At 41.2% G+C, this 26,256-nt stretch carries 31 protein-coding genes; all 31 read right to left on the bottom strand.

Annotated elements, in window-relative coordinates:
- Positions 1–87: 87 nt before the first annotated feature.
- The 31 genes from rpsB to fliJ all read right to left on the bottom strand — a co-directional run bounded on the left by rpsB (position 88) and on the right by fliJ (position 26,251).
- Positions 88–786, bottom strand: coding sequence for a 30S ribosomal protein S2 (gene rpsB / locus E0485_RS03775; protein ID WP_132416637.1), 699 nt, complete (start codon positions 784–786; stop codon positions 88–90).
- 288 nt (positions 787–1,074) lie between these two features.
- On the bottom strand, positions 1,075–1,551 hold the full coding sequence (locus E0485_RS03770; RefSeq protein WP_132416636.1) for a hypothetical protein: 477 nt from the start codon (positions 1,549–1,551) through the stop codon (positions 1,075–1,077).
- Positions 1,548–2,195, bottom strand: a complete 648-nt coding sequence (locus tag E0485_RS03765; RefSeq protein ID WP_132416635.1) for a hypothetical protein — start codon at positions 2,193–2,195, stop codon at positions 1,548–1,550. Before E0485_RS03765 ends, E0485_RS03770 begins: the two co-directional genes overlap by 4 nt.
- A gap of 14 nt (positions 2,196–2,209) precedes the next feature.
- On the bottom strand, positions 2,210–2,539 hold the full coding sequence (locus E0485_RS03760) for a hypothetical protein (RefSeq protein WP_132416634.1): 330 nt from the start codon (positions 2,537–2,539) through the stop codon (positions 2,210–2,212).
- 51 nt (positions 2,540–2,590) lie between these two features.
- Complete coding sequence (locus tag E0485_RS03755; RefSeq protein WP_132416633.1) at positions 2,591–4,000, bottom strand: DUF342 domain-containing protein; 1,410 nt, start codon at positions 3,998–4,000, stop codon at positions 2,591–2,593.
- Between the two features lie 64 nt (positions 4,001–4,064).
- The gene (locus tag E0485_RS03750) at positions 4,065–4,847 is read right to left on the bottom strand and encodes a FliA/WhiG family RNA polymerase sigma factor (protein ID WP_132416632.1); all 783 of its coding nucleotides are present in this window, start codon (positions 4,845–4,847) and stop codon (positions 4,065–4,067) included.
- Positions 4,848–4,862: 15 nt separating this feature from the next.
- Positions 4,863–5,267, bottom strand: coding sequence for a hypothetical protein (locus E0485_RS03745; protein ID WP_132416631.1), 405 nt, complete (start codon positions 5,265–5,267; stop codon positions 4,863–4,865).
- Entirely contained in the window at positions 5,267–5,761 is a 495-nt protein-coding gene (locus tag E0485_RS03740) for a chemotaxis protein CheD (RefSeq protein WP_132416630.1), read from the bottom strand. The genes E0485_RS03745 and E0485_RS03740 overlap by 1 nt, the downstream gene beginning before the upstream one ends.
- Complete coding sequence (locus E0485_RS03735; RefSeq protein ID WP_132416876.1) at positions 5,758–6,345, bottom strand: chemotaxis protein CheC; 588 nt, start codon at positions 6,343–6,345, stop codon at positions 5,758–5,760. Before E0485_RS03735 ends, E0485_RS03740 begins: the two co-directional genes overlap by 4 nt.
- Before the next feature lie 28 nt (positions 6,346–6,373).
- Positions 6,374–6,838 carry a chemotaxis protein CheW gene (locus E0485_RS03730; protein ID WP_132416629.1) on the bottom strand — a complete coding sequence of 155 codons (465 nt, stop codon included), beginning with the start codon at positions 6,836–6,838 and terminating at the stop codon, positions 6,374–6,376.
- Positions 6,839–6,871: 33 nt separating this feature from the next.
- Entirely contained in the window at positions 6,872–8,968 is a 2,097-nt protein-coding gene (locus E0485_RS03725; protein ID WP_132416628.1) for a chemotaxis protein CheA, read from the bottom strand.
- Between the two features lie 50 nt (positions 8,969–9,018).
- Complete coding sequence (locus tag E0485_RS03720) at positions 9,019–10,170, bottom strand: protein-glutamate methylesterase/protein-glutamine glutaminase (RefSeq protein WP_132416627.1); 1,152 nt, start codon at positions 10,168–10,170, stop codon at positions 9,019–9,021.
- Between the two features lie 48 nt (positions 10,171–10,218).
- A complete protein-coding gene (locus E0485_RS03715) occupies positions 10,219–11,100 on the bottom strand; it encodes a MinD/ParA family protein (RefSeq protein WP_132416626.1) in 882 nt (293 codons plus the stop codon).
- Positions 11,093–12,367 carry a flagellar biosynthesis protein FlhF gene (gene flhF, locus E0485_RS03710; RefSeq protein ID WP_132416625.1) on the bottom strand — a complete coding sequence of 425 codons (1,275 nt, stop codon included), beginning with the start codon at positions 12,365–12,367 and terminating at the stop codon, positions 11,093–11,095. The genes E0485_RS03715 and flhF overlap by 8 nt, the downstream gene beginning before the upstream one ends.
- Positions 12,364–14,397: a flagellar biosynthesis protein FlhA gene (flhA, locus tag E0485_RS03705; RefSeq protein WP_132416624.1), complete on the bottom strand. Its 2,034-nt coding sequence runs from the start codon at positions 14,395–14,397 to the stop codon at positions 12,364–12,366. Before flhA ends, flhF begins: the two co-directional genes overlap by 4 nt.
- 21 nt (positions 14,398–14,418) lie before the next feature.
- On the bottom strand, positions 14,419–15,510 hold the full coding sequence (flhB, locus tag E0485_RS03700) for a flagellar biosynthesis protein FlhB (protein ID WP_132416623.1): 1,092 nt from the start codon (positions 15,508–15,510) through the stop codon (positions 14,419–14,421).
- Between the two features lie 14 nt (positions 15,511–15,524).
- A complete protein-coding gene (gene fliR / locus E0485_RS03695; RefSeq protein WP_132416622.1) occupies positions 15,525–16,313 on the bottom strand; it encodes a flagellar biosynthetic protein FliR in 789 nt (262 codons plus the stop codon).
- Between the two features lie 12 nt (positions 16,314–16,325).
- Positions 16,326–16,595, bottom strand: coding sequence for a flagellar biosynthesis protein FliQ (gene fliQ, locus E0485_RS03690; RefSeq protein ID WP_132416621.1), 270 nt, complete (start codon positions 16,593–16,595; stop codon positions 16,326–16,328).
- A 34-nt stretch (positions 16,596–16,629) separates the two neighbouring features.
- Positions 16,630–17,400, bottom strand: coding sequence for a flagellar type III secretion system pore protein FliP (gene fliP / locus E0485_RS03685; RefSeq protein WP_132416620.1), 771 nt, complete (start codon positions 17,398–17,400; stop codon positions 16,630–16,632).
- Positions 17,397–17,900 (bottom strand): flagellar biosynthetic protein FliO, encoded by a 504-nt coding sequence (locus E0485_RS03680; RefSeq protein WP_132416619.1) that lies wholly within the window; start codon positions 17,898–17,900, stop codon positions 17,397–17,399. Before E0485_RS03680 ends, fliP begins: the two co-directional genes overlap by 4 nt.
- Positions 17,901–17,939: 39 nt before the next feature.
- Entirely contained in the window at positions 17,940–18,302 is a 363-nt protein-coding gene (locus E0485_RS03675) for a response regulator (RefSeq protein WP_132416618.1), read from the bottom strand.
- Positions 18,303–18,330: 28 nt separating this feature from the next.
- The gene (gene fliY, locus E0485_RS03670; protein WP_132416617.1) at positions 18,331–19,638 is read right to left on the bottom strand and encodes a flagellar motor switch phosphatase FliY; all 1,308 of its coding nucleotides are present in this window, start codon (positions 19,636–19,638) and stop codon (positions 18,331–18,333) included.
- Positions 19,628–20,626 (bottom strand): flagellar motor switch protein FliM, encoded by a 999-nt coding sequence (gene fliM / locus E0485_RS03665; protein WP_132416616.1) that lies wholly within the window; start codon positions 20,624–20,626, stop codon positions 19,628–19,630. Before fliM ends, fliY begins: the two co-directional genes overlap by 11 nt.
- 45 nt (positions 20,627–20,671) lie before the next feature.
- Positions 20,672–21,130, bottom strand: coding sequence for a flagellar basal body-associated FliL family protein (locus E0485_RS03660; protein ID WP_235857393.1), 459 nt, complete (start codon positions 21,128–21,130; stop codon positions 20,672–20,674).
- Entirely contained in the window at positions 21,131–21,355 is a 225-nt protein-coding gene (locus E0485_RS03655) for a flagellar FlbD family protein (RefSeq protein ID WP_132416615.1), read from the bottom strand.
- A gap of 65 nt (positions 21,356–21,420) precedes the next feature.
- Positions 21,421–22,245 carry a flagellar basal body rod protein FlgG gene (gene flgG, locus E0485_RS03650; RefSeq protein WP_132416614.1) on the bottom strand — a complete coding sequence of 275 codons (825 nt, stop codon included), beginning with the start codon at positions 22,243–22,245 and terminating at the stop codon, positions 21,421–21,423.
- A gap of 115 nt (positions 22,246–22,360) precedes the next feature.
- Positions 22,361–22,750: a TIGR02530 family flagellar biosynthesis protein gene (locus tag E0485_RS03645; protein ID WP_132416613.1), complete on the bottom strand. Its 390-nt coding sequence runs from the start codon at positions 22,748–22,750 to the stop codon at positions 22,361–22,363.
- Positions 22,747–23,295, bottom strand: coding sequence for a flagellar hook assembly protein FlgD (flgD, locus tag E0485_RS03640; protein ID WP_132416612.1), 549 nt, complete (start codon positions 23,293–23,295; stop codon positions 22,747–22,749). Before flgD ends, E0485_RS03645 begins: the two co-directional genes overlap by 4 nt.
- Before the next feature lie 38 nt (positions 23,296–23,333).
- Positions 23,334–24,785, bottom strand: coding sequence for a flagellar hook-length control protein FliK (locus E0485_RS03635; protein WP_132416611.1), 1,452 nt, complete (start codon positions 24,783–24,785; stop codon positions 23,334–23,336).
- Between the two features lie 56 nt (positions 24,786–24,841).
- Entirely contained in the window at positions 24,842–25,765 is a 924-nt protein-coding gene (locus tag E0485_RS03630; protein WP_132416610.1) for a MotE family protein, read from the bottom strand.
- A 45-nt stretch (positions 25,766–25,810) separates the two neighbouring features.
- Positions 25,811–26,251: a flagellar export protein FliJ gene (gene fliJ, locus E0485_RS03625; protein WP_132416609.1), complete on the bottom strand. Its 441-nt coding sequence runs from the start codon at positions 26,249–26,251 to the stop codon at positions 25,811–25,813.
- Between the last annotated feature and the right edge of the window lie 5 nt (positions 26,252–26,256).

The following is a 26,256-nucleotide window of genomic DNA, read 5'->3' as shown; positions in this document are numbered from 1 at the left end:
CCTCCCAATATTTAGTTTCATTTAAAAAAAAGGGCGGCGAGAGGCTCTTACACCTTCAGACCACCCTTCTTCTGAATTTCTATTTAATTACGCGTTAGCTTCTTCACCTTGGTGAGCTTCAACAATTGCATCAGCAATTTTAGCTGTTAGAAGCTTAACTGCACGAATCGCATCGTCATTACCAGGAATAACATAATCGATTTCGTCTGGATCGCAGTTTGTATCAACGATACCTACGATTGGGATACCAAGTTTACGAGCTTCTGCAACTGCAATACGCTCTTTACGCGGATCGATAACGAATAGCGCGCTTGGCAAACCTTTCATATGCTTGATACCGCCTAAGAACTTCTCAAGGCGATCTTTTTCTTTGTTAAGAATAATAACTTCTTTTTTAGGAAGAAGATCGAATGTACCGTCTTGTTCCATTCTCTCAAGTGTGTGTAAACGATCGATACGCATTTTGATTGTTTTGAAGTTAGTTAACGTACCACCCAACCAACGTTGGTTGATGTAGTACATGCCGCAACGTTCAGCTTCTTCTTTAACTGAATCTTGCGCTTGTTTTTTAGTACCAACGAACATAATAGTACCGTTTTCTTCTGCAACAGATTTAATAAAGTTGTAAGCTTCCTCAACTTTCTTAACTGTTTTTTGAAGATCGATAATGTAAATGCCGTTTCTTTCGGTGAAGATGTATTTGTCCATTTTTGGGTTCCAACGACGAGTTTGGTGACCGAAGTGTACCCCAGCTTCTAGCAACTGTTTCATGGAAATTACTGCCATCCTCACACACCTCCTCTATAATGGTTTTATTTTTTCTTAGGAAACGTGCATGTCTAGTACAGACAGCAAAACTGTTTCCCTGGGCTCCTCCGCTATTCGCATCTTTAGACAAAACTTATCATCCGATAAGCACCGTTGCCTAAATTGAATGAGCGTGCGTTTTAACACCGCTAATAACTATAACATAGATGGGCAATATAATGCAATAGGATTCAGCCATTTTTTCATTCCCGTAGTCCTTTGCAAGAAATAGATAAAACCCCATGTGCAATCCATAGGGTTCTAGCATCAATTATTTGGTTTAACAAGATTATCAATGATTTCGTCGATAGTTGGACTACCATTAAAGGTATGGACACCTGTACGGATCTTATTCGTCAATTTACGCTTCACCAGTTCTTTCATAAAGGCATCCGAATCATTAATCAGCTCTGTACTAGCTAGCATCTTGACTACGTCATCTGAAGTAGCTCGGTACGCTACAAAAATAACCGTCTGCTTACTAATCTCAGGAGCAGGCGTAGGTGTAGGATTGACGGATGGCTCAGGAGTAGGTTTAGGCTGCTTGTCCAGTTCTTCTTGAAGGCGAGTTTGCAGCTTCTGATTAAACTCCTCTTCAGAATATACTTTATTTGAATTGGACGAGGCTTGATTCTCGGAATTCATGGCTTCGGAATCACGAGGTACAAGCAGCATCAATTGCAGCAATAGCGCCCCAATAATCATACCTACCCCAATTCCAATCCATAGCTGTTTGCGATTCATTTCGCTGCCTCCTCTTGCTGAGAAAGCATTAGAATAAGCGATACCTCACCTTTATTCTTACCAAGCTTCTTTGCGATGTATTCGATTGATTTGCCATTCTCATATAAATCGAAAACCTCAGGATAGCGATCTTTAACAGTTGGAAATGTCTTTTCTGATTCAACAGCAGGTTCAACTTCCATTGGATCAAGAATCGCTTGTTCCACAATTACAGCTTGTGTGCTTACTAATGCCGACATAGGACTTGTCTCCATTGCTGCAAGCTTCTCTGAACTCTGAATTTGCTGTACAGCAGCTTGTTCGCTTTCCTTCGCATGGATACCAAGCCGAATTTCACTTAGCATATGTCTTAGTTCAGCCATCTCATGAGCCATCTCTGAAGATTGCTTCTCCAGGAACTCGATCTTACCTGTCTGCTTCGCCAGATGCAATTCATAATCACGCTTTGTATCTTGAAACAACTGGACGATTGCCTCATTCTGTTCCTCAAGATCAGAAGCAAAAAGCTCAACGGTTTGTTCAAATTCTTCAAAAGCTTGCGTGTTAGGTTTAGAACTTGTCTTGTTGCTCTTAATTAATATCTGAGCAAAAACAATAATAACGAGTCCGATTAAAACAATATAAAATACGGGTTGATCTGTCATGCCTTCACCTAGTTTCACAATGTAAAATCAATATGTTTCCCCTTATAAGGATGCATATTGGATTCACTTGAGTGTTCTTGTTCGCTTTGACCGCGCTTTGAATGCTGTCTAGCCTTCTGGTCGCGGTCCCCTGATTGTCTTGACTCTTGTTCTTCTTTAATCGTTTTCCCGTTGCTTGATGCCGTTTTCATAGTTTGTGTTCTTGACTTCTGCAGTTCACGTTCCGCATCATGACTAATCATTGCTTGATCAGCCATAGGTCTTTGAACATGCTTCATTTGCTTATTACCAGCTTCATCATTCTTATGAATGACAAATTGCATGTCTGCTCCATTAACGTGCATCAGAAGAACCCCCTACTCTTGGCAATTTTATACGGGATTATTTATACAGAATTACGCATAAGGAATAATGGCTATTTCACCGTTGGATAAATAGAAGGTGCAGTGTGAAATTGGGTCTTTAATAAACTTGGTATAACGCCCAATTACGATTTTGACACCACCATATATATTAGAAAGCACATTCACTCTTGCATTTTCGGTATCTTCCAGTTTCTTTTCCAGTTCCAAGATTCGCTCACGCAATTCACTCTGTTGCGCATCTAACAACTTCTTGGAATGACCGAGCTTGACCTTCATTTGAACTTTATCAGAAGTAATTTGGCCACTCATTGCTAATTGATCCAATAAAGATAAGGCTTTATTCGATTTATCTATATTTTCCATAACCACTTTAAGTTGACCGCGTAAGCTAATGAGTTCATTGCGAAGCTCAGGTAACACACCTACTTCAATCGTTGTAGCTGTTGACATGGAGTTACCAATTGTTCGGCACATAACACGTTCGCCTGCTTGAATCGTTCCGCCTACAATAAGCCCTCGTGCACCTGTACAATTGACTGAATTCTGAGCGCGGATCGTGGAATGCATAATACTTTGCGATACATTAATATTATTCCCGGCTTCGACTAAGGCATCTTGAATAAATGAGCTTTTGACATCATATCCTGCCTTCACTCTCGCCTTATTCTGACCTAGAATTCCTGCTGAAATGTCAATCGAACCACTTGCCTCAAGCTCAGCAGCTTCCACACTGCCTGTAATACGGATATCACCATCGGCTTTAATTTTGAAGCCTGGTTGTACATTCCCTCGAATGACGACTGTTCCTACAAATTCGATATTCCCAATCGAATAATCCAAGTCTCCATTAACTTCGTAAACTGGAAATACGTTGATCTTATCGCGATCCGTCATCGAAACCATGCCGCTTATTGCTGCATATACCGATAATCCATCTTGATCAAGATAGACATTTTTGCCTATTTTGAATCTAGCATCCTTACCACGAGTAGGCACTAAAATATCACCTGTAACGGACTTGCCTGGCGTACCTTCTGTTGCTATGTAGCGTTGACCTATTAATTCATCCTTTTTTACATTATTTATTGTAACTAACTCTTTAAGATTAACCGTTCCATCATCACGTTCGAGCGGCTTCTTCGCTGCGACCTTCATATCAAATACATATTTGATGCTGCCATCACGGCCATTAATAGGCTTTGTTCCATTGGCGATTACCGTTCGCGCATACATATATGATCTGGGATCCTTGGCAATTTCGATTAAATGAGGAAAATTAACACCGTAAACGACATTGTTACTACGAATCACATCGCTAAGTTGTTCCACAGTAATAGAAAAAGAATCTGGTACCGACATAAATTGTAAATAAGCATACAGCTTATCTTCAGATACTGTGACCTGAATGATTTTGTCTAACGGCATATTCTGGTTTGACATAACCGATTCCACCTCCGCTAAAAACTATACTTAGAAGTTGTGATACGAAAGCTATGATTCCATATCACTCAAAAAGCTGTACTTTATATCGACTTAATGCTCCACGCATTCGAATAATAGCTTTTGAATGTAATTGCGATATACGGGAAGGTGATAAGTTCATGACCTCTGCAATCTCACTAAGAGATAACTCTTCAAAGTAGAACAGAGAGACGACGGTACGTTCTTTCTCAGTTAATTTATCAATTGCACGTGCTAATGTTTCCTTCAGAAAAAATTCATTTACTTTGTATTCCGGGTTCTTCGCTCTCTCATCGATCAATAATGACAATCTTGTCTCTGATTCTTCTTCGCGAATTGGATCATCAATCGAGCAGACGGTTGTCACGGCAAGCTCTTGTACCATGTGAGAAAATTCTTGGGTACTTACTTCTAGGTACTCACTCATCTCAGCATCAGTAACGGAACGCATATGCTGCTGTTCCAGCTTCTGATAAGCATCTTCGATTTTCTTTGCTTTTTCTCTAACAGACCTTGGGACCCAATCCCCTTGACGCAAGCCATCGATAATGGCTCCGCGAATCCGCCATGTTGCATAGGTTTCAAATTGCAAACCACGCTCATAGTCAAATTTATCAACCGCGTCAATTAACCCCATAGCTCCAAAGCTTTGTAAATCTTCACGAGATACTGTTTTGGGAAGTCCAATGGCAAGTCTGCTGGCTACATAATCAACTAATGGCAGATGAGATTCGATAATCTGCTGTTTAGCTTGGATGGATCCAGCTTCCTTCCACTTCTTCCAAAGGTCGATATTTGCAAGATGTGACTCCTTTTTATCGATCATACTCATTCACCGCCTTTATTCTTCTGACAGGTGACGAATCGCTTGAACAACACTCTCGGGAGTCGGATCAGGCTTCGTCTCTAACTTAGGTGGGCTTAACGGAGTAAATCCACCCTCTGAACCCCCGGAAGATGCAGGCTCATCTTCTGGTGTCACCATATCAAATCGCTGACCAACATGTGATTGCTCCTCTTCTTGAGAGGCACCCTCAGCAGATTGCACCTTCGATGCAGGTGAAGGTAACAACAGAATAGCAATCACCCATCGAGCAACAAATATGAGAACAAACATAATGATAAAGCTATATAGCCCTCTGAGTAATGAAGTTGTTAGTAAATTAGATTGTATCGATAGGAGAAAAGTCCCTACAAAAGCGATTCCGCCGCCAATTATATTCCAAAGTAAAGTACCAATCATCATCACATTTCCTTTACACCGTGCTGAATACTCCGGATGAGTAATATTCCTGTTTCAGCACTAAATTCAATCGTTCTACCGTAGTTGGCACCTGTGTCTTCACCAATGATTGGAATCTTGTAGTTCTGAAGCATTTGCTTACATGACTCCACATTACGTGGTCCAATTCTCATCGTGTCTTGACCAGAAGTAAAGGCAAACATCTGGGCTCCCCCTGCCATTTTGGCCTTTATCCGATGGACAGAAGCACCTAACTTTGTCATACGGTCAATTAACTCAGGGATCGCTGTATCTGCATATTTAGCGATATTGAAATTCTCTTCTCTTGCAATGTCAGAAGTAGGCAGCATCACATGTGCCATTCCGGCAATTTTATATTGAGGATCATAGAGAGTTAAACCAACACAGGAACCAAGTCCTGTTGTTTTGAGCACGCCGGTCGTGTGCGCAACATTCAAATCAGCCATTCCTACTTTAATTACATTATCTTGAATCATGCATGCTCGACTCCCAAGGAGGCAAAAATTTTCGAAAAAGAATCGGGATCAGGAATAAAGAAAAAATGCCCTTTTACCTCTTGACTTCCTTCCAAAAATCTCGTATTAATCAGCAAAGCTTGATCCCCCATATGACCGGATTGAATGAGGCCAAAGCTTAGAATCGCACCTGCCATATCAATCGCTAAGGCTGGAACGGAAGGTACCATCGTTAATCTAGTAAAATCAGCTAAAGAAGATAAATAGGAGCCTGCTAGAATGTTGCCAATTTCATTTAGAGCAGACAGCTCCATATCGGAGAACCAAGTATCATCTGCAATGTCTATACCAACCATTTCTTTCAGCAATTTCTTAGCAGATTCTACATTCATGATAAAAAACAGATTACCAGGCGCTTCACCAATAACGCGCAGGTAAATGACAAGTACAAGTGCTTCAGGTCCACCAACAACCGAAGCGATCTCTTCAAATGGAAGAATATTGACAATGGGAACAAGCATGTCTACAGGCTTATTGAGAAGAACGGATAGTGCAGTCGCTGCATGCCCTGCACCAATGTTTCCGATCTCTTTCAGCACGTCCATCTGGAATTCAGCTAATTGCTCCACGGAATTATACCCCAAGCTCTAATTCTTCTAGCTGCATAAGTTCTTGTTTGTTTAGCACTTCTTCAAGGTTTAACAATACAAGTAAGCGATCTCCGATCTTCGCGATTCCATCCAAATATTTGGCACGAATGCCACCAACGATTTCAGGCGGATTCTCAACAAGATCACCATCGATATCCGTTACATCATTCGCTGAATCAACAATCATACCAACCTCGATATCGCCTTGAGATACGATGATCATCCGTGAATTATCCGTGTACTCTTTTTCAGGCAATCCGAAACGGGAACGTAAATCAATTACTGGAATAACAACGCCTCTTAAATTAATTACCCCTTTGATAAATACAGGAGTTTTAGGAACGCGTGTAAGCTTCTGCATTCTCTCAATTGTTTTGACCTTCTCAACTTCTACACCGTATTCTTCTTGACCTAGTGAAAACACGATAATTTTCTTCTCATCTGCCATTATAGGAAACCTCCTTATGATTACTTAACCTTATTATTTAAGTAAAGCATTCGTATCGATAATTAACGCAACATGTCCATCACCAAGGATGGTAGCACCTGAAACGGCAAATAGATTTGTCAAATACTTGCCAAGCGGCTTGAGAACAATTTCTTGCTGTCCGACCAATTCGTCTACGAGCACTGCAGCAAGCTTGTCCCCCTTACGAATAATGACAAGATCGCTTTCTGTCTTATCTTGGAGTGAATAGCCAGGAACTTGAAGCATCGTTCCAAGTGTAAGAATCGGAATAACCGTATCACGGTATTCCAGCATCGCATTACCATGAACATAGCGAATCTTGCTAATTTCAATAGCAGCCGTCTCGACGATTGATGATAGCGGGAACGCATATTTCTCATCACCTAAACGAATTAGCATCGCAGAAATAATCGATAACGTTAATGGAAGCTGAACGGAGAACTTCGTGCCAACGCCTAATGTTGATTCAACCTGTACCGAGCCGCCTAAGGATTGAATCTTGGTTTTCACCACATCAAGCCCGACTCCTCGTCCAGATACATCTGAAATTTTCTCAGCAGTTGAGAATCCCGATGCAAATAACAATTGGTATACTTCCTGGTCGGTCATCTTAGCGCCTTGCTCTTCGGTTATGCTGCCTTTCTTAATCGCTGACTTAAGAACCTTCTCGCGACTAATCCCTTTACCATCGTCCACGATCTCAATAAAGACATGGTTTCCACTGTGAAAAGCACTTAAATGTACAGTTCCAGTCTCAATCTTACCAGCTTGAATTCGCTCCTCAACTGTTTCCACGCCATGATCAAGTGAATTTCTTAATAAATGCACAAGCGGATCACCGATTTCTTCAATAACCGTACGATCCAGCTCGGTTTCAGCACCTGTAATAACAAAATCAATTTTCTTGTTCAAGGTTTTCGCTAAATCACGAACCATTCGAGGGAAACGGTTAAATACAGAATCGATTGGAACCATGCGCAGCTTAAGTACCATATTCTGAAGATCGGTACTTACTCTTGCCATATGCTCAACAGTTTCAGTCAGCTCATTCTTGCGAATTTCGGATGCCAATTGCTCAAGACGTACACGGTCAATCAGAAGCTCTGAGAATAAATTAATCAGCTTGTCTAATCGATCAATATCCACACGAATTGTACGTGTAGCTACTGCTGCATGAGGCGCAGACGCAGCTTTCGGCTTTACATTTTGAACTTTCTCTTCTGACTTCTTCGCTACAGGCGTTACTGTTGCTGTAGCCGCTGCTGTTTCTTCTGCTGCACGATTGGTGGCTGCTAGCTCGAGTGCTTCTTGGTATAACATTTCATCCAGTGTTGTACGATCGAGTGGAAGAATATTAACAGACTCAACTTCTGAAATGTTAATCAATTCTTTCTCTAGCGATTCGCGATCAATCTGTGAAATGTAGAAAAGTGAAAATGATAAGTCAAATTTCTCCTGCTCGAGATCTTGAACAGAAGGATTTGATTTAACAACTTCACCTCGATTTTCGAGCACATTAAATACCATATAAGCTCTTGCAGCTTTAAGGACACATTGACTGCTTAAAGTTACTTCTACAAAAAATACGTGAAATTTAGATTCAATCGATTGAAGAATAATCGAATATTGATATTCGTCAAGAATTTGATCTGTATTCACGTCGTCCAGAATCGAACTTACATTGTTGTTAGAAGTTTGGGCAGCAGCAACCTCCTGTTTAGCAAGATACTCGCCAGAAACAATGGACTTCAAATCCTTAACAATTTGTGAAACATCGGCTTTGCCAGTTCCACCTTGAATAATATCGTCTACCATAGTTTCTAGTGAATCTAGACTTTTGAAAATGCAATCAAAAATAAAGGAGTCCATTTGGAGCTTATGATTACGCACCATATCTAGCACGTTTTCCATTTCGTGCGTAAGCGACGCTAAGTCCTCAAACCCCATAGTAGCTGACATCCCTTTGAGGGTGTGAGCGGAACGAAAGATATCCTGCACGATCGAGATATCTTCTGGATTGTTCTCAAGAGTAAGCATATTATCATTGAGTGCTTGCAAATGCTCTCTCGATTCATCGATGAAAATGGATAAGTACTGGTTTAATTCCAAAATACATACACCCCCGATATTAACTATTTGCTCTTCGCCCTAGGATATAGTCAATCTGTCTGAATAGCTTGGATAATTTGTTGCGGTATCTTGTCTTGCGGTAACACAATTGTGGCTGCATTCAGTAGAACAGCGGATCTAGGCATACCGTATACGACACATGTTTCTTCAGCTTCTGCTATTGTTGTCTTGGCACCTGCTTCAAGCAGGGCTAACATCCCCTTAGCTCCATCACTGCCCATGCCTGTCATCAGGACGGCGTGTCGTTTAAGTTCTTTAAGCGGTACCAATGAATTGAACAGAACATCAACGGAAGGCCTATGGCCAGATACGGGATCTGACTTGGATAGAGTGATTCGGTACCCTTGCATAGCATCCTTGACCATCTCCATATGCCAGCCGCCTGGTGCTATATAAGCTGTACCTCTTTGTACCTTCATTCCATCCTCTGCCTCCACAACCTGTATCTGGCAAATATCATTGAGACGATTTGCAAGAGACTTCGTGAAATTAGGAGGCATATGCTGCACAACCAGAATAGGTGCCATAATAGAAGCAGGAATCTGAGATAGAACAGCGGTTAATGCCCTTGGACCTCCAGTAGAGGTTCCAATTGCAACAATATGCTTATAATATTGCAAATTCCCTGGAACTGCAGACGGATCATCCTTAGCCTCGGGTTTAACAATCGCTTTGCGAATTGCAGTAGGAACCTTAGGTGTTGTCACAGGAGCCTTAGGTGTAAGAACATTAGGCTTAGGTGTTTCTGTATTCTCAGGTAGCGAATTTGATTTCCTGAAGCTGGATTGCACTGCAATTAGTAATTTTTCCTGTAGTTGCTTTTTGACCTTAAATAAATCTAGTGAAACAGAGCCTGAGGGCTTGCGGATAAAATCAACCGCTCCATACTCTAGTGCCCGAATGGTTTCATTCGTTCCTGACTGTGTCAATGAACTAAGCATAACGACTGGAGTAGGCTGCTCTGCCATAATCTGCTTCAGAGCGTCTAAGCCATTCATTTCTGGCATTTCAATGTCCATCGTTACAACATCAGGCTTATGAAGCTTCACTTTCTCAACAGCTTCTTTGCCATTCTTGGCTGTATCAATAACTTGAAATTGCGAATTCTCCGTTATGAGGTCAGTTATAATTCGGCGCATAAAAACGGAATCATCAACAACTAATACCCGATATGAAGCCATAATTTTCACCCTAAATTTAGTAAGTTTATGTAGTTCTTGACGATTAAATCATTTGTTCATTAGCCGCAGCATTCTGATAAGAAAGCCTTTAACACCATTAGAGCCTGTAACCTTGCTAAGAGCTTTGTGCTCGTTCGATAGAAAGTCATCAGCAAGTCTACGAATACTCTTAGATGCGTTACTATTCGGATAGGCTATATGAAATGGTATTTGTCTTTTGACAGCTTTCGACACATTCAAATCACTTTCTATGTAACCTAATACTGCGATATCAAGGCTTAAAAACTGCTGTGCAACAAGTTGTATTTTGTTGGCTGTTTGTTTACCTTCCTTCATATCTGTAACTTGATTAATCACGAGCCTGAATGAAACCTGATGACCCATTGTATGCACCATCTTGATAAGCGCATATGCGTCAGTAATTGCAGTAGGTTCGGGAGTCGTGACGATAATTGTCTCATTTGCTGCTAAAATAAACTTCAACGTTTCTTTCGATAAACCTGCTCCCGTGTCAAAAATAATATAATCAAAATGACCTGCGAGCTCGCCTACCTGTTCGTTGAAATAACTTAAGTCTTCTTCCGTAAGGGAAATAAGATCGTTAAAGCCAGAACCGCCTGCGATAAAGCTAATGCCATATTGCGTCGTCTGCACAATCTCCCAAATCGTTTTCTGTTTCTTTAATAAATGATATAAGTTAAATTGAGGCGAGATTCCCATCAGAACGTCAATATTCGCCATTCCGATATCTGCATCAAATATCAAAACCTTATGTCCTCTAGCTTGCAAGGAAAGTCCAAAATTAAGTGCAAAATTCGACTTTCCGACTCCACCCTTGCCGCTAGAGATTGTGATGATTTTGGTTTCACCTGTGCGACTATCCCATCCACCCTGCACAAGGTCGCGTAATCCTTGTGCCTGATCATTCATTGAAGCTATCCCCCATAATAAGATCAATGATTCGCTCTGCTTTAAATAGCTCAATATCATCTGGCACATTCTGCCCATTAGCGATATAGGAGAATGTTAAGCCAAAGTCATGAACTAGATTAAGAATACAGCCATACGAATCTGTCTCATCGAATTTGGTTAAGATTACCTTGTCCAAATTGAATTTTTGGAAATTAGCTGTGATAGCTTTCATATCTCGATATTTGGTTGTCATGCTTAGAACTAAATAAGTCTCACTCTGTCCTTCAGATTGCAGAAGTGTATGCAACTCTGACACGTACATTTCATTACGATAGTTGCGTCCTGCTGTATCCATAAAGATGATATCGACTTCACGAAGCTGATCGAATGCTCTGCTTAAATCCTTTGGTGAGAAGACGACCTCAGTTGGGATGTTGAGAATATTAGCATATGTATTTAACTGTTCGACTGCAGCAATTCGATACGTATCGGATGTGATGAAGCCAACGCGATGACGATATTTTAAGACCTGTTCAGCTGCAAGTTTCGCAATTGTAGTCGTCTTACCGACACCTGTTGGTCCAACAAAATGAACGATACGCGTATTTTCAGAAATCGATCGATATTGTTCGGAAGGGAAGTAACTCATAAGCTGAGTTCGAAGTGATTTGCGTACAGCTTCTTCTGAGAAATCTCCGTCAACACTCAGCTCTTCCAAACACCTATCTATCAACTGCTTAATGATCTCTTGGCTTACCTCTTGATCAATAAAACGCGCTTCGTATTTGAGCAGCATATCTGGCAGACTCTGGCTATCTGACGAACCCATTGATGCTGTGGAGAGCTTCTGAATCATCTCTCGCATACTCTTCATTTCAGCCAGAATGGCATCTTCATTCAATGTACTCTTTGTTTCTGGTACACGAGAGCGTTCAGCTTGCGTTTGCACTTTAACTTCAGGTTTGATTTGGAAAATATTAGTATCTTGCGGTCTCGTTTCATCAGTCGACGTTGATCCACCCAAGGTTGATCCACCCATAAACGGTTTAATCAGATCCAAAGGTATTGTCGGGACTGGTCTTGGAGCAGGTTGGACGGGCGCTTTATTAGCAGCAGCCGTGTCAATCGCTGCAACGACTTCAATCTTCTTCTTGCCGAACATACCTAGAAATCCACCTTGCTTGACATCCTTGGTGCTTACAATAATCGCATCATTACCTAATTCACTACGAATTTTCTGCAACGCATCAGGCATCGAATCGACTAAGTAACGTTTAACCCTCATAAATTGACAACTCCCACGCTTTGAATTTCAACGCTAGGCTCTAACTCGCTATAAGATAATACTGGAATCTCCTGCATTGTGCGTTCCAATAGTTGTCTTAGATACATGCGAATTGTCGGTGAAGTAAGGATAAGCGGTTGTTGACCTGATTGAAGCATTTTCGTTACTTGCTCACTTAGTTTATGGTAAATCAATTGAGAGGAAGATGGATCTAAAGCGAGATAAGAACCATGCTCTGATTGCTGAACAGATTCAGCAATTTTCTTCTCAAGTGAAGGACCAACTGTAATAACCCGAAGCGCATCATTGCTAGATGCAAACTGGTTTGTAATTTGTCTGGATAGCGATTGTCTCACATATTCGGCTAGAATTTCAGGGTCCTTGGAATAAGTCCCGTAGTCAGCCAATGTTTCAAGAATCGTTACCAAGTCTCGAACAGACACTTTTTCTCTAAGTAGTTTAGCCAATACCTTCTGTACTTCACCTATCGTAAGTACATTCGGTATTAATTCATCAACAAGTGCTGGGTATGCTTCTTTCGTATTGTCAATCAATGCTTTCGTTTCTTGACGTCCTAGCAATTCATGTGCATGCTTCTTAATAATCTCTGTTAAATGCGTAGCTACAACTGATGGCGGATCTACTACGGTATAACCAGACAACTCTGCACGTTCCTTCGTTGCTTCATCAATCCACAAAGCAGGGAATCCAAATGCAGGTTCTTTGGTTTCAATCCCGTTAACGGAATCATCATCGATTCCAGGACTCATTGCCAAATAGTGATTAAGTAATAATTCACCAGTAGCTACTGTATTTCCTTTAATTTTGATAATATATTCATTCGGTCTAAGTTGAATATTGTCGCGAATTCGGATAACTGGCACAACTATGCCTAATTCTAGCGCACATTGTCGTCTGATCAGGATGATTCGATCAAGCAAATCGCCACCCTGCTGTGTATCAGCAAGCGGGATCAAGCCATACCCAAATTCAAATTCGATCGGATCAACTTGCAATAAGGAGATAACACTTTCCGGCGAACGAACTTCCTCGATCTGCTGTTCTTCTTCCAGCTGCTCCTCCTGTACTTGTTTACGATCCAGATCCTTCTGCATTCGATATGCGCCAATGGCAAGAACGGCTGCAAGAGACATCGGTACATACCAAGTGATTGGTGTAAAGATTCCTAGAAAAACAAGCGTACCTGCTACGATATACATCATTTTTGGCTGAGCTGTAATTTGTTTAATAATATCTTCGCTGAGATTGCCTTCTGAGGCTGCTCGCGTAACAATCAGACCAGCAGATGTCGAAATAAGCAGCGCAGGAATTTGTGATACGAGTCCATCCCCAATGGTAAGAATCGCATACTTCTGAAGTGCTTCCGCAATTGGAAGATTCTCCATGAACATTCCAATGGCCAGACCACCAATTAAGTTAATGAGCAACATAATGATGCCCGCAATGGCATCCCCTTTAACGAACTTGGATGCACCATCCATGGCTCCATAGAAATCCGCTTCTCGCTCAATCTTCTGCCTGCGTTCTCTCGCTTGAATTTCATTGATGAGTCCAGCATTTAAATCAGCATCAATACTCATTTGCTTACCAGGCATTGCGTCGAGTGTGAACCTGGCTGATACTTCAGCAACACGCTCTGAACCCTTCGTGATAACAATAAAATTCACAAGCACAAGAATAAGAAAGATGACGAATCCAACAACTAGCTTGCCGCCAGCCACGAAATTACCAAACGTGCTTACGACTGAACCTGCTTCCCCTTCAGCTAGAATATTACGTGTTGTTGATACGTTAAGCGCAAGTCGAAATAATGTTGTAATTAACAATAGTGCAGGAAAAATTGAGAACTGCAGCGCATCGCGTGTATTCATGCCTACTAGTAAAATCATAAGCGCGAGTGCGATATTAATCATTAATAAAAAATCAAGGAGGTGAATATTGACAGGGATAACCATCATGAGTACGATGCCGATAATCCCCAATAGCACTGTTACATCTCTTAATTTCATGATTCCTGCCTCCTTTCACAATTATCTCTTTTTGCCTTTTGTCTTATAGACAAAAGCAAGTACTTCCGCAACAGCTTGGAATAGGTCCGCAGGAATTGATTTTCCAATTTCGACTTGAGCATAAAGCGCTCTAGCTAATGGCCTATTCTCCATAACTGCGATTCCATGTTCCTTGGCTTTTTCTCTTATTTTGAGTGCGACAAAATCAGTTCCCTTGGCAATCACCGTAGGTGCTTCCATCTGCTTGTCATCATACTTTAACGCAACCGCGTAATGAGTTGGGTTCGTAATGATAACATCGGCCTTCGGAATATCCTGCATCATGCGCATCATCGCCATTCGGCGTTGTTTTTCCTTAATTTTCCCTTTGATTAAAGGGTCACCTTCTGATTTCTTATATTCATCCTTAATATCTTGCTTGGACATTCGCAGATTTTTGTTGTATTCATACTTCTGATACATAAAATCGATAAATGCGATGACGATCAGCATACCGCCAATTTTGATTCCAAGCGATAAAGTAATGTCTGCTACAACAGAAAACACATCTGTGAGAGGCACTCTGCCAAGCTTGACAATCTCGTCAATTTGGCCCCAAATTGTGGAGTAAACGACAAGCCCGATAATCAGAATCTTAATGATGGATTTCAAACATTCCACTAATGAACGCATGGAGAAAATACGTTTAAAGCCTTTGAGTGGACTTAAATTGCTCAGCTTCATTTTGAGAGGCTCTGTAGTGAATAAGAAGCCAAATTGCATGATATTGCCAACAATTCCGATCACCATCGCCATTAACATGATTGGAGCTAAGATAATCGCTGCCTGAAATATCAAGTTTGTAAAAAATGGCCTTACATTGCCTTCTGTTAAATCCATCAATAAGTTATTTTCAAATATCCCACTGATAAGAGACATGAATCTTTCTTTCATGAAGCCGCCAAACAGAATAAAAAACAAAAAAGTAAAAAATAAAATAAAGGCGGCAGGCAGTTCCATACTTTTGGCAACTTGCCCTTTTTCACGAGATTCCTGTTTCTTCTTCGGTGTAGCTTCTTCCGTCTTCTCCTGGGAAAATAGCTGTAGATCAACCTTCACAAAATAACGAGACATGGATGGTCAACCTCCTACTGTACTTCCCCTGCTATAATGTGCATCAGCTTCTCCATAGCCCTTAGCATTTGAATAAATACATCCTGGAATAAAGAAGACATGCTGGATAACAATACAAGAATCATAATGAGTCCGACTAGAAGTTTGACCGGAATCCCTACTACGAACACGTTAAACTGCGGTGCAACACGTGTTAATAGCCCAAGTCCCAAATCCGTTAAGAATAAGGAAACTAACACAGGTGCTGCCAACTGAAATGCAAGTGCAAAAACATTAACAAATGAGTCCGCGATAAAGGTAGAGACTTGTCCATCATATATTTTTGCAAATAATTCATTCGTTAGGGGGATCCAGTTGAAACTCTCTAGCATTCCCTTGATGAACAGATGATGCCCATCCAGCGCTAAGAATAGCAAAGTCGCTAACATGAATTTAAAATTACCGATTACGGGTGCAGCAGTGCCAGACATAGGGTCAATTACATTTGAAATACCAAACCCGATCTGAAAATCAATTAAGGAACCTGCGATTTGTACGACAGTAAAGAACATGTATGCCAAGAATCCTAACATTAGACCTACTAGCACTTCTCGGATGACATACATGATATACATCGCGTTCATCTCAATTTGGAGCTCTGTTCCGACGGTAGCAAAAGCAATAAATGAAATGAGAGCAGCGAGTCCAATTTTGAGCATCACTGGCACATTTCGAGCAGAAAATATCGGAGCTACGACAAAGAAAGCGCTAATCCGACATAAAATCAACAAAAAAATAGAAACGTACGGTATGTATTGATCCATTTCAATCACTGCCTAACCGACAAACGTCGGTAAGTTATTAAATAAGTTCGTCGTGAAGTCTACTAACGTCGTCATGATCCAAGGACCAAATAGTAAGATAGATAGAAGCACTGCAACGATTTTAGGAACGAATGCAAGTGTCTGCTCTTGTATCTGTGTTGTTGCCTGAAAAATACTTATCGTTAAACCAACAACTAGTGCTACGATGAGCATTGGAGCAGAGGCTTTAAGCACAGTATATAGCGCTTCGCCCGCAAGACGAATAACAAATTCCTGACTCACTTGATGTCCTCCCCCCAATAATTTAGTTCATATGTCATTTATTAAAGGCTATCAGTAAATTCTTCACTACCAGATGCCAGCCGTCTACTAAAATAAACAATAAAATTTTGAAAGGCAGCGATATCATAACAGGCGGTAGCATCATCATCCCCATCGACATTAACGTTGAGGCAACGATCATATCGATGATAAGGAATGGAATAAAAATGATAAAGCCCATAATAAAAGCTTTTTTCAATTCAGAGATGGCAAAAGCAGGTACTAGAGCTGTCAATGGAGCTTCCTCCACCTTTGTCGGATACTCTGCTTTAGCATAGTCTAAGAACAGCTTAAGATCTTTCTCATATGTATGCTTCCACATGAATTGTTTCATGGGAACTGCCGCTTTCTCCAAAGCCTCTGTCTGCTGAATTTCACCTTTCAAATAAGGCTGCAAGGCAACTTGATTCACCTCACCAAGTGTAGGTGCCATAATAAAGAATGTAAGAAATAAAGCAAGTCCTATGAGCACTTGGTTCGGCGGCATTGATTGTGTACCTAGTGAATTTCGAACAAATCCCAGTACGATAATAATTCGTGTAAAGCTTGTCATCAAGATCAATATGGCAGGTGCCAAGCTTAGAATTGTTAGAACGAGTATTAGTGTAATTGTGCTTGAAGCTCCTCCAGCACCTGTGGATGATCCAATGTTCAAATTGATGCCTGGAAGATCTGGAATTGGACTAGCCTCTACAGTGCTGATTTGAAAACCAAATGTCATTGCGAAAACAAACACTAGGATATAAATTAACTTTTTACTCTTCATTCGTCATTCAACCGTTCTGTTTGTTTTTCCTGCAAAATATCTTCAAACCGCTTCTTTCGATTCATTGAATTTTGCATTTTGTCATAAAACACCTGTTGATAAGAGGCTGTTACATCTTCTCCATCAACTTTATTTGGTTTGCTACGTACCTTTTTGAACCATTCCCCGAATGTAACAAACTGGGCGTTAGACGATTTATTCGTTAGCATCTCTGTCAAGAAAGCGACTTCATCAGGGTCGTCGATTTTCTCCAATAGCTGAATATTCTCTCCGACACCGACTAGATACAAACAATGACCGATTTCAACAATTTGTATGGATTTGTTAGGGCCAAGTGGTACACCACCAATTGAACGTATGGACTGGCCTGATCCGAGCATCCGATTTCGTTTGGCAAGTATCTTTATAATCATGTAAAACAAGATAATAACGATAGCGAGCACAAAACAAACCTTGACGATCAAGACAAACGACTCCCACACTCCTCCTGACTCGTTCATATAGTATCACTTTCCTTCCAGCTAGCTAATGATGTGAGATTATCCAAGTGTTTTCTTGATAGCTTCAATTACGCGATCCGCTTGAAACGGTTTAACGATAAAGTCTTTTGCACCTGCTTGAATCGCATCGATAACCATCGCTTGTTGACCCATCGCTGAGCACATAATGACTTTAGCATTAGGATCAAGCTTTTTAATTTCTTTAAGTGCAATAATACCGTCCATTTCTGGCATCGTAATATCCATTGTTACTAAGTCAGGGCGAAGATCTTTGAATTTCTCGATCGCTTGAGCACCATCATTCGCTTCTCCACATACCTCGTACCCATTTTTTGTAAGAATATCTCTAATCATCATTCTCATAAATGCTGCATCATCCACAACTAAAATTCTGTTCGCCATAACCCAAAATCCTCCTCAACAAAGTGCATTATTTAATCTTCTGGATACGATCCCATTGGCTTACGATATCAGTTACACGTACACCAAAGTTCTCATCAATAACAACAACTTCCCCTTTAGCAATCAGCTTGTTATTGACCATAATATCTACAGGCTCACCTGCTAATTTATCTAATTCAATAATTGATCCTTGAGACAGCTCTAGAATCTCTTTGATCTCCTTATTTGTTCTTCCAAGTTCAACCGTAACCTTAAGTGGAATATCAAGTAGCAGATTTAAGTTTGTATCATCCACATTCGGATATCCGCCTGGCGGTAGGTTAGAGAATTGAACAGGTTGAACATTTACATTACGATTATGTACGCCTCCATAAGCAACTGGCTGTTGCGGTGGTAGCTGAGCAGGCTGTTGGTACATCGGTTGCTGATACATAGGCTGTTGATACATCGGCTGTTGTCCATAGTTTGGCTGCATTCCCATTTGTGAATAGTCAGGTACTTGAGGGATCTGCTGCTGACTGTGCATTCCATAAGGTGCTGCTTGTTGTGTCATAGGAACCTCCGGCGTGTGCTGTGCCGCAGCCGTATATGGCGCTGGCTGATCAACAACAGGTGCGCTAGGACTTTCAGCAACTGCTGCTGTTTCACTCGAACTATCTCCTAATAAGGTTGAAATCATTTCTTTAGCAAATTCTAAAGGCAATAATTGCATGATATTGGAGTCAATTAAATCACCAATTGTAAGTCTAAAGGATACTTTAATTAATACATCATCTTCAGGAACATTTCCATCCCCATTTGGCAAATCCAAGATGTCGATTCCTGGAGGTGAGATATTAATGAAACGATTGAAGATCGTTGACATCGACGTCGCAGATGATCCCATCATTTGATTCATTGCTTCTTGAACTGCGCTAACATGTAATTCAGATAGCTCCGTCTCAGTTGGACGGCCATCTCCACCCATCATGAGGTCAGCAATAACTTGAGCATCTTTACTCTTGATTACAAGCAAATTCATGCCGTTAAAGCCTTCAACATAATTAACGTGAACAGCCACATGAGGCTGAGGGAATTCATTGATCAAAGCCTCTCTCATAATGATCGAAACCTGAGGTGTAGTGATCTCAACTTTCATGCCTAGAAGCGTAGATAGTGCAGTTGCTGCAGACCCAAACGTGATGTTACCAATTTCTCCAAGAGCATCCTGTTCCAAAGGTGTTAAGTAGTCATCAACATTCGACTTGTTCAGTGCGGAATGATCAGGCAACTCATCGCTTGTCTGTTTTAGTAAAGCATCAATTTCTTCCTGCGATAGATAGTCCTTACTCGTCATAGTCCTCAGCTCCTTCGTTTACAATTTCAGTAATTTGTACTGCCAGTTTCCCTTTGACGGTACCTGGACTCCCAAAATATTTCAGACGATCGCCAACCATCATATGCAGTGGCTCTCCTGACTCTCGATTAAGCTTAATCACATCACCAACAGCTAGATTTAAAAACTCATGAATCGTAATCTGTGAATTGCCGAGCTCGGCAATTACAGGAAGCTCAGCTTTCGTAAGACGCGACTGAAGTGCATCGATTTCTTCTTGCGCACGTGTCTTTTTCTGTGAAACGAACCAGTGGTGCACAGATAATCTAGGCATGATCGGTTCAATCACAACATGAGGAATACATAAATTGATCATTCCTGTCGTGTCTCCGATTTTCGTGCTAAGCGAAATGAGTGCTATCGTTTCGTTCGGTGATACGATTTGCATAAATTGTGGATTGGTTTCAAGAGCTTCCAGACGAGGTTGAATATCAATGACCGTCTTCCAAGCTTCTTGTAAACTATCAAAAGCTCTAGCAAATATTTTCTCCATTACAATCGTCTCTATTTCAGTTAGAGCGTTGATTTTGGAAGGAGAAGTGCCTACGCCGCCAAGCATACGATCCAACATAGCATAAGCTACGTTAGGGTGAACCTCCATTACCATCCTACCTTCTAATGGACTTGCTTCAAAGATGTTCAGAATCGTCATCTTAGGAATGGAACGAATAAATTCATCATAAGGCAGTTGTTCAACTTGTACAACGTTAATTTGTACGAAAGTACGCAATTGAGCTGAAAAGAACGTTGTTAAATACCTAGCAAAATTCTCATGAATACGAGTCAAGCTGCGAATATGATCTTTGGAGAAGCGTACAGCTCGTTTAAAGTCATATGTCCTGACTCTTTTCTCAGACTCTTCCTTTTTCAGTTCTTCTGCATCCATCTCTCCGGATGAAAGAGCAGCCAGCAGGGCGTCGATCTCATTTTGCGATAACACGTCTACCACGGAAGTCACCCCCTTATAAAGAGACTAATATGTGATCAAAAGCGATTAGTTAATCACCTTGTCTGTGACATCAATTCGCTTGATTTTTCCATTTTGAAATAACGGGTTCAGTTGATTCATTAAAGATGCCGCTAGGTCATCAGATCCTTGCTTGCCTTTAATTTGATCAACTTTCAAATCATTCAATGTTTGTATGATCGTTCCCTTCACATAGGATTCTAGTAAATTCTCAAAATCCTTCTTCGTTTTCTCATTCTCAAGCTGGAATGCTAGAGAGACGCGAATCACAGTTGTACTCGAAGCATTCAGATTTGTAACAATTTCTTTCACAATTACCGTATTATCCTTCACCTGTTGGGAAGAGATTGGCTTCGCTGTATCCTCTGAGCCAATTGCTGAGTTTGAATTCTTATCCATTGTGTTCCAAACGAGTACTGCTGCTGTCAAAATGAGTGTAATTGCAATCAATATAATGATTACCATAGTTAGTACTCGGTTCTTCATCTAAGAGTCCTCCTCCGTATCCTTTGACATTATCGCTGCTCTAACAGCACCAATTTCCTGCATGTATTTCTGCACCAAACTGACGACGACAGTTGCTTTTTCAAGTACTGTAACCTTCCTGCCAGTTGTCAGCGTAATCATCGTATCGGGAGTCTCTTCTACGATTTCAACTAAAAGAGCATTAATAATGATCGGTTTGCCATTTAGGCGAGTAAGAGAAATCATGTTCTCCTCCATCGGTATGTATTAGGGGGGAGATGACTCCCCCGCTAACTAACTATTCGTATGAATTAACGTTTTAGGTTAACAACCTCTTGCAGAATTTCATCGGATGTTGTGATGATTCTTGCGTTGGATTGGAATCCACGTTGAGCTACGATCATTTCGGTAAACTCTGAAGTCAAATCAACGTTAGACATTTCAAGCGCCCCTGTAATGATAGAGCCTAAGCCGCCAGTTCCTGGAACACCGTCTAATTTTAGCTCTGGATCTTCTGGATCCGATGCATTTAGCGTATTACGGTATAGATTTCCACCGATTTTCTCAAGACCAGCTGGATTAACGACTCTTGTTACCGCAATTCCTGCATCGGTTGTCGTTGTGTTGCCATCTGCTTCAACGATTGTGATTTTGCCATTGGCACCAACTGAAAATGCTTGAGCATCTGTTGGAATCGTAATAATCCCGCCATCATTATCGCATACGAACAATCCGTCTGCATTGACCAATTGTCCCTTAGAGTCAAGTGAGAAATTACCTGCTCGAGTCAAGTATGGTTCATCTTGATCAGAAGCAGCCTTGACTGCAAAAAAACCATCGCCATCAATACGCATATCAAGCGGATAATTCGTTGTCATCGCACTACCAGGTGTATGTATAACATCGATACCAGCAATCGCAACACCAAGACCGATTTGCTTACCGTTAACCCCTCCGGATTCTCCTTCAACAGGAGCTGTAACGCCTGAAGTTGTCTGACTTAATAAATCTTTGAAAGCAATTCGGCTGCCTTTGAATCCAAAGGTATTCACGTTGGCAATATTGTTACCAATTACATCTAGTTTAGCTTGGAAGCCTCTCATTCCGGATACACCGGAATACATTGATCTCAACATTGGGAATCCTCCATATCTCTTTCAAATTGAGTTACATTACAATCCAGCTTGCATCAGTCGGTCCGCAAGCCTCGAACTTCCCCGTAGGGGTCCAGTTCGTTTCATAAGATTAAACCTATGAAATAATGACGGCACTATCAATTTGTGTAAAAACATTGTCTTTAAGCGAGCTGCTGTCCATCGCCGTTATCACCGTTCGATTCGGGACGTTCACGATGAGCGCTGTGCCATTTAACATCATCAGAGTGTCTTTGGCACCTTTTGATGCAGCACTTTCAATTGCATTCTCCAATTGCGCCAGCTGCTCAGGCTTAAAGTGAATACCTCTCTCTCTCAAACGCTGCTCAGCATGATGACTAAATTTAACAAACTGCTGTTCCAGTATCGATTGAAAGCTGGTCTTGCCATTAATCGATGGATTTGCACCATTTGCAGCAGGCTTACGAACCTGCACATGCGAAACAGCATTAGGATACAATTGTCCAATCGTTATTTTGTCATTCATGCTCCAAGTCCCTCAGGCTGTGGATCCTGCTGAGTTTCTGGCTGTTCAGGGTTAGTTGCTGGAGTTGATTGATCTGCTTCTGGTGTAGATGATTCTGGTTCTTGCTGTTCCATCTCCGGCATATTCTCGATCTTGGTTAACAGATCAAGCGATATTTCCTCGCCATTTACTGTTGCAAACTGTGAACCGGCACGAATAATGATAGAATCTACCATTCCAGATTTCACAACGTCTTCTCCATTCATGCCTTTGCCTACCCAACTAACCATTTTGCCAATCAAGGAAGATGACATCCCTAATGATTGCCGCATTAGCTTTAACTCATTAGACATATTGGTCAATTGTTCAACAGATGTAAATTGCGCCATTTGGGCAATAAACTCTTTGTCCTGCATTGGCTGCATAGGATCTTGGTTCTGCAATTGCGTGATGAGAATTTTGAGAAAGTCATCTTTGCCAAGAGTAGATTTAGGATCTTTCTTCTCCGCTCCTGTAGCAGGTTTGCCCATGACGTCCGATGGTCTAACCATCATATTGTCTGCCATTTGTTCTCACCTCTTTTTTACCACTTATCTTTTCTAATTTACACAGATGCTTGGAATGACGAGTCGCTGCTCGCGCTTCTTATCTTTTCCTTCGCTTCTGCAATATTGTGCAAGAGCTCCACATCTTCAATTCCTAGTTGATCTGAGCTAGTACGGGATTTAGATGATTGCTCTTGATTAAACGATTGCTGACGCTGACCTTGTTGCTGGAACATCATTGAGCTAGCGTTTGTGTTCTGCGTAACCTCTAAGCGTTCAACCTGCAAGCCTTGATTCTGCAGCATCTGTCTTAATTGAGGCAACTGACTCTCGATCAATTCCTTCGCTCCAAGTGAGTTAGTAGCAATCTGTGCAACTAATGTACCGTTATGCATCGTTAGCTTCACATCAATATGACCTAGATTCTGAGGTTGAAGCGCAAACTTCGCCTCTGATAACCCGTCACCGAGCAAGGATACCTTCATTGTCTTCACAACAAACTGACTCATATCATCCGCAAAATTAGCAGCATTCATTGTTGGAAGCACTGTTTGGGTCATATCCGATAACGGATTGCGAAGTACGGTTTGCAGTGGCATACCCGCATTCAAGTTTGACGTCATATCAGTTGCTTGAGCTTCCTTTGGAAGTGGCTGCAATGGATCAGATGATGATAGATTTGCATATGGATGCGAATTCTTTACAGCTAATAATTCAAGCTTAGATAAAGCTGGTTGTACTTGAATCTTACTGGTAAGAGATTCTGTTGCAATAAGATCATCTTCGTTTGCTTGCCCTGTTACTATTCCTCCGGCCAACTTAGGAATGCTGCGATCCTGTTGTACACTATTGCTTGAAGCCGCTGTCAAAGTTTGAGCCAAAAGCTCAGATCCGCTTGATTTAACATCTGCTTGATTCGTTAATGCGGCAGTATAAGGCTCCATAACTTGCTTCAACTGAGTTAGCAGATGCTGCAAGATTGGATGATCAGGCTGCTGGTCATTAAGCGTAGCAATTGTCATAAGTACACGCTGCATTTCCAGTACATTCGATTGATCAGTCAAACTTTGATTACCGAAGGCTTGTTGGTTAAGCAATGTGCTGTTGAAACCAGATGATTGTGCAGCCCATGCATTAAGAAGTGAGGTTGCATCTTGTAACCACGAGCGAACATCTGTATCATTCAGCAACGTTTGTGCCATTTGAGGATCACGATTCATCGCTTCAAGCATATCTGAGATGAGCGATTGTTCTCCTTCATTATTCCCTTCAAGTCCAGTAAGCAACTGCTGAATCGTTTGCGGCAATCCACTCATTGCAGCTAATAACTCACTGTTAATAACAGAATTGGTATCTGTGCTTTGTGGATTAGCCTCAGCTTGCAGCAAATTGGCAAAACTACCTGAACTTGAATTGCTTGCTTGTGATGCAGCTTGTCCACCTTTGCTTACTGCAGCACCTGTACTGCTCACTGCTGAGCTTAGTGATGGAAGAATTGCTTGCATATCCATTCTTTTATTCACCTCCTTTCACGCATCATCATATAGAGTGTGTAGTGCGAACTTGACTATTTGCTCAATTTATTCGCAATTCCTGCCGTTTGTTCTTTATCCAGCTCGCCTAAAGCGGACATCACTTGTGAACGTGCGTTTGAATCCATTTCAGATAAAATCGAAATTACCTTGGAAGGTGCGATCTTATACATTTCTAGCAGCACTGTAGCAGCACTCTTTGGCGTCATGTTCGCAAATGTTTGTCCTAAGTCAGCATTATTAAGCTGTTTGCCATTCCCCGACAGCTTCTCTTCTTCATTAACCTTGAGACGTTCTCTTAAGGCTTCCATTTCAAGATTTTGCACGGGGGAAGAGTCCTTCATTGCGATCGAGACTTCAGCTGCTTTCTTCGGGTTCATTTTCTCAAGCACTTTCACGCGATTATCCGTCTTCATCATCGACATAACTAGAACCGACTCTTTAAGCGTCAAATTCTCCATAATCGGCGCTGCTTTACTAGGATTCATTTTGGCATATACATTTGCAAGATCCTGAACTTGCTTACTGTACTCTTCATCCGTCTTTCCTTTAAGCCTATTTTGATCTTCTACAGCAGCCAGCTTATCCTTTAACGTCTGAACCTCTTGCTCTTTGGAAGCGGTAGATTGACCCGATTGTTCAATTTTACCTTGAAGTTCTGTAATCTGTGCTTTAAGTGAGGCAATTTCCTTATCTTTTTCTTCTGCAACCTTTTCAGGAGTAACTACGTCTTCTGTTGTAACAGGATCAGCTTCCTCACCTTTGGGAGCAGGAATCATATACCCAATCACAGGGATGTTATGCAGTGTACTCTGCACCTTTTTGGTAACGTCAATGTCTAGGATATAAAATAGAACAAACAATAAAACGATTGTAAAAACAATGGGAATGAGAAACCAAATCAGAAATCGTTCAAACACACTATATGAAGGAGTTTCTGTTGTATTAACATTCGACATTTCACTTCATTCCCCCTACTTATTTTGACAATTTACTTTACGTATTTACTGAACACGTTTGAAGCGGTTCGTAGCCATCTCATCGAGCGCATTCTGCTCCTTATGCAGCAGAAGAGCTGTATAGTTCTGAAACGCTTTCTCACGAGCCTTGCTCCATACTTTCTCATCCACCATACGTTCAGTTAGAATTTCTTGTTTCTCTGTTACAACCTGTTGTGCTGCTTGCACATCTTGCCGCTTATTCGTAATCTGCTGATCCAGATGCTCAGAATATTCCTGCAGCAAAACCATGTGAGAAATACTTACCGTTTCCGTCACAACGTTCGTGATCATTTCGCTTAACTCGATTTTCAGATGATAGAGATCGTTTAATGTGTGCTCTTCACTCCGCAAGCGGCCAATCGAATCAACTAAATGCCACTCGGCTTGTGTTTTTTGCGAGCTCTTTAAATTAACGATTTGTTGAAAAGCATAATTAAAGGCCACGTTAG

This window comes from Paenibacillus albiflavus, assembly GCF_004344915.1.
GTDB lineage: Bacteria > Bacillota > Bacilli > Paenibacillales > NBRC-103111 > Paenibacillus_AM > Paenibacillus_AM albiflavus.
Note: the sequence above shows the minus strand (reverse complement) of the source record. Positions and strands in the feature narration are given on the sequence as shown.

Coding starts and splice junctions, on each gene's coding strand:
- flgD (WP_132416612.1), bottom strand. CDS start 23,295: ATGGCAGACAATATGATGGTTAGACCATCGGACGTCATGGGCAAACCT.
- E0485_RS03730 (WP_132416629.1), bottom strand. CDS start 6,838: ATGGCAGATGAGAAGAAAATTATCGTGTTTTCACTAGGTCAAGAAGAA.
- E0485_RS03770 (WP_132416636.1), bottom strand. CDS start 1,551: ATGAATCGCAAACAGCTATGGATTGGAATTGGGGTAGGTATGATTATT.
- E0485_RS03675 (WP_132416618.1), bottom strand. CDS start 18,302: ATGGCGAACAGAATTTTAGTTGTGGATGATGCAGCATTTATGAGAATG.
- fliR (WP_132416622.1), bottom strand. CDS start 16,313: ATGGATCAATACATACCGTACGTTTCTATTTTTTTGTTGATTTTATGT.
- flhA (WP_132416624.1), bottom strand. CDS start 14,397: ATGAAATTAAGAGATGTAACAGTGCTATTGGGGATTATCGGCATCGTA.
- E0485_RS03720 (WP_132416627.1), bottom strand. CDS start 10,170: ATGGCTTCATATCGGGTATTAGTTGTTGATGATTCCGTTTTTATGCGC.
- E0485_RS03655 (WP_132416615.1), bottom strand. CDS start 21,355: ATGATTTCTCTTACTCGCCTAAATGGCAAACCGATCATTATTAATGCT.
- flgG (WP_132416614.1), bottom strand. CDS start 22,245: ATGTTGAGATCAATGTATTCCGGTGTATCCGGAATGAGAGGCTTCCAA.
- fliP (WP_132416620.1), bottom strand. CDS start 17,400: ATGAAGAGTAAAAAGTTAATTTATATCCTAGTGTTTGTTTTCGCAATG.
- flhF (WP_132416625.1), bottom strand. CDS start 12,367: ATGAGGGTTAAACGTTACTTAGTCGATTCGATGCCTGATGCGTTGCAG.
- E0485_RS03630 (WP_132416610.1), bottom strand. CDS start 25,765: ATGTCGAATGTTAATACAACAGAAACTCCTTCATATAGTGTGTTTGAA.
- E0485_RS03635 (WP_132416611.1), bottom strand. CDS start 24,785: ATGGATATGCAAGCAATTCTTCCATCACTAAGCTCAGCAGTGAGCAGT.
- E0485_RS03715 (WP_132416626.1), bottom strand. CDS start 11,100: ATGAATGATCAGGCACAAGGATTACGCGACCTTGTGCAGGGTGGATGG.
- E0485_RS03765 (WP_132416635.1), bottom strand. CDS start 2,195: ATGACAGATCAACCCGTATTTTATATTGTTTTAATCGGACTCGTTATT.
- E0485_RS03735 (WP_132416876.1), bottom strand. CDS start 6,345: ATGGACGTGCTGAAAGAGATCGGAAACATTGGTGCAGGGCATGCAGCG.
- E0485_RS03740 (WP_132416630.1), bottom strand. CDS start 5,761: ATGATTCAAGATAATGTAATTAAAGTAGGAATGGCTGATTTGAATGTT.
- E0485_RS03750 (WP_132416632.1), bottom strand. CDS start 4,847: ATGATCGATAAAAAGGAGTCACATCTTGCAAATATCGACCTTTGGAAG.
- E0485_RS03680 (WP_132416619.1), bottom strand. CDS start 17,900: ATGAACGAGTCAGGAGGAGTGTGGGAGTCGTTTGTCTTGATCGTCAAG.
- E0485_RS03645 (WP_132416613.1), bottom strand. CDS start 22,750: ATGAATGACAAAATAACGATTGGACAATTGTATCCTAATGCTGTTTCG.
- E0485_RS03760 (WP_132416634.1), bottom strand. CDS start 2,539: ATGCACGTTAATGGAGCAGACATGCAATTTGTCATTCATAAGAATGAT.
- flhB (WP_132416623.1), bottom strand. CDS start 15,510: ATGTCTCGTTATTTTGTGAAGGTTGATCTACAGCTATTTTCCCAGGAG.
- E0485_RS03660 (WP_235857393.1), bottom strand. CDS start 21,130: ATGAAGAACCGAGTACTAACTATGGTAATCATTATATTGATTGCAATT.
- fliY (WP_132416617.1), bottom strand. CDS start 19,638: ATGACGAGTAAGGACTATCTATCGCAGGAAGAAATTGATGCTTTACTA.
- E0485_RS03745 (WP_132416631.1), bottom strand. CDS start 5,267: ATGATGATTGGTACTTTACTTTGGAATATAATTGGCGGCGGAATCGCT.
- E0485_RS03755 (WP_132416633.1), bottom strand. CDS start 4,000: ATGTCAAACCAGAATATGCCGTTAGACAAAATCATTCAGGTCACAGTA.
- rpsB (WP_132416637.1), bottom strand. CDS start 786: ATGGCAGTAATTTCCATGAAACAGTTGCTAGAAGCTGGGGTACACTTC.